The following is a 2,579-nucleotide window of genomic DNA, read 5'->3' as shown; positions in this document are numbered from 1 at the left end:
TTGTTTTTGTCAATATTAAATTGAGCCAGAGCGATCACTTTAAAAGTGAGCCACTTTACTATATTTAATTTACTTATAAAGATAGAAGGAATAGGTGTTATGGTTTCTTGCCCCGGAGGGGCAAGAAACCATAACACCTTGCGCGCTCGCACCTATCCTTCTTGATTTTCTCGCTGCTTCATACTCTGTCTAAAACGGTATGATTCTCCATTAAGTAAATGGATATGTGATCTATGAGTAAGGCGATCAAGTAATGCAGTGGTCATTTTTTCATCTCCAAATAGATCGGTCCATTCTGAGAATTCGAGATTTGTTGTGATAATAACGCTTGCGCGTTCATATCTAGCTGAAAAGAATTGAAATAAAAGCTCTGCACCTGTTTTTGAAAAGGGGACATAACCCAGTTCGTCTACTATGATCACATCAAATTTGAGCCATTTCTTTTCAAACGCCCCAAGTTTATGTTCTGCATTTGCCATTAAAAGTTCTTCAACTAATTCAGCAGCGGTAATAAATTTTGTTTTATAACCATTTTGAATCATTTCAATCCCTAGTGAAATAGCTAAATGGGTTTTGCCGGTACCACTGTTCCCCAGTAATATGATATTTTCCTTTTTATCTACAAATTCTCCCTTCGCAAGGGTAATAAATCGGTTGCGGTTTAAACTCGGCATTAAACTAAAATCATAAGTATCCAAAGTCTTTTGAACAGGAAACTTAGCTTGTTTTAATCTTCTCTGCCTTTGATTTTCTTCCCTTGTCTGGGACTCTGATTCAAGTAATGCCAATAAATACTCTTCATAGCTAAAGTTTCTTTCTTCAGCTTCCCTTGCAAGAGAGCGATATTGTCTACCTATGGTAGGCATTCTTAATTGTTTTATAATATTATCTAGTAATAACTCAGTATTCAATCTAACTGACCTCCTGTAAGTTGTCTATATTGATCTACATTCGACTTTTTAATTTTATAGTCTAATAGATTTGTCGGCGTTTGTTCCACCGTAAGACCTTGTGTTTTGGTATCGTTATTCTCAATTCTTTCAATAAATTTATGTACTACTTCATATCGATAGATTTGAGTTTTCTCAGCTTCTAGTAAAGCTTGCGTTAACTTTTCCATACCAATTTCTCGATGAAGGAGAAGGAGACGAATAAACTTCTGATCGCCAATTGCTCCCTCTTGTTCTCTCATCTTTCGATGAAAACGCCTAAACACTTCTGGAATGTCAGATGATTGAAATGCGTGGGCATCTCTAATTGCCCGTGGTTTCTTAATTAGTGCTTCAAGATAATGATCTAGAATCGTAAACATTTGATATCGTTCATAAGAACGAGGATGTTTCGCGATCACTTGGTTTTGAGCCACCACGATCACTTGATCCACAAAAATTTTTGCCCAAACAGCTTGACCTACATAGCTACAAGGGACAGAATATTTATTCGTATCAACAGTAATTAAAGACGTTTTATTAACCTGACATGATACAAGTTTGCAAGCTTCAAATCTTTTCTCTGGCAGTGGATGAAAATATTCTCTTTCTTTAGCCCACATTTGCTCAACGGTTTCTTTTGTGTATGGAACATTTTTTTGTCTTGCTTCTTTTAAACACCAATCTAAAAGATGTTTATTTAATTCATCTAAGGATGGTACCTCTGGTAGAGGTACCAAGGCATTCCTTCTTACGTAACCAACTGTACCTTCAACTCTTCCTTTTTCATTACCCGCCCTTGTGTTACAGAACTCTGCTTTAAACAGATAATGTGTCTGTAAAGCAAGGAACGATTCTTGTTCTAGGCGATCCCTTCCTTTCAATATTTTTTCAACAGCAGTTTTTAAATTATCAAATAGACCTTCGGTTGGAACTCCTCCAAAGAACTCAAACCCATGGACAAAGCCATCTAAAAAAGCCTCCTGTTTCTCATGAAGATACGCTCTTACAAATCGTACTCGACTTGCAGAGAGCTGCATACAAAAGAGGTAAATACGTTTCGTTCGACCCAGTAGAGTAATATCGGCCTCTCCCCAGTCGAATTGGAATTGGTGGCCTAGTTGGAAATCAAGTGGAATAAAGACTTCTTTAAGTTTTTTCTTACGTTTGGCTACAACTTTTCGTATATTGGATTCAGATCCTTTAAAATTATATTCATTTACTAGCCTTTGATATATCCTTGCAGCTGTGTGTGTTTGCTTTCCCCATCGTTTATGATCATCTTTAAGCCATTGATCAATAATCGGGAGAACACGTTTAGTTTCATCAGAGTATTCCTTCCCCTTACTATAAATTATTTGACGATTCATAGTGGTTGGAGCTTCGTTTTGTTTTAGATATTTACTTACAGTATTTCGAGAAATTCCGAGTTTCTTAGCTATTTGTCTTTGTGATAGACCTTCAACCTCCTTCAAGAATTTGATATTATGGAATTGAGCCATTTTAATCATCCTTTTTTTGTCCTCTCTCATTGATAGTTTGGTCACTTTCAATAATAAGAGAGTTTATTAAAAACTGGAATTTTTATGGCTCATTTTTTATGTGATCGAACCCTTTAAAAGTGGCTCAATATTAGATTATCAAATACAA

Annotated in this window: 2 protein-coding genes; both read right to left on the bottom strand. The window is 35.9% G+C overall.

Features of this window, described 5'->3' with window-relative positions:
- Nucleotides 1-152: 152 nt before the first annotated feature.
- A complete protein-coding gene (istB, locus tag ASE01S_RS15235; protein ID WP_067844406.1) occupies nt 153-911 on the bottom strand; it encodes an IS21-like element helper ATPase IstB in 759 nt (252 codons plus the stop codon).
- Complete coding sequence (istA, locus tag ASE01S_RS15230) at nt 908-2,431, bottom strand: IS21 family transposase (RefSeq protein ID WP_245630405.1); 1,524 nt, start codon at nt 2,429-2,431, stop codon at nt 908-910. The genes istB and istA overlap by 4 nt, the downstream gene beginning before the upstream one ends.
- Nucleotides 2,432-2,579 lie beyond the last annotated feature (148 nt).

The sequence above is a fragment of the Amphibacillus sediminis NBRC 103570 genome (assembly GCF_001552275.1).
Lineage (GTDB): Bacteria > Bacillota > Bacilli > Bacillales > Amphibacillaceae > Amphibacillus_B > Amphibacillus_B sediminis.
The sequence above is the reverse complement of the archived record's forward strand: the minus strand, read 5'-3'. Positions and strand labels throughout refer to the sequence as shown.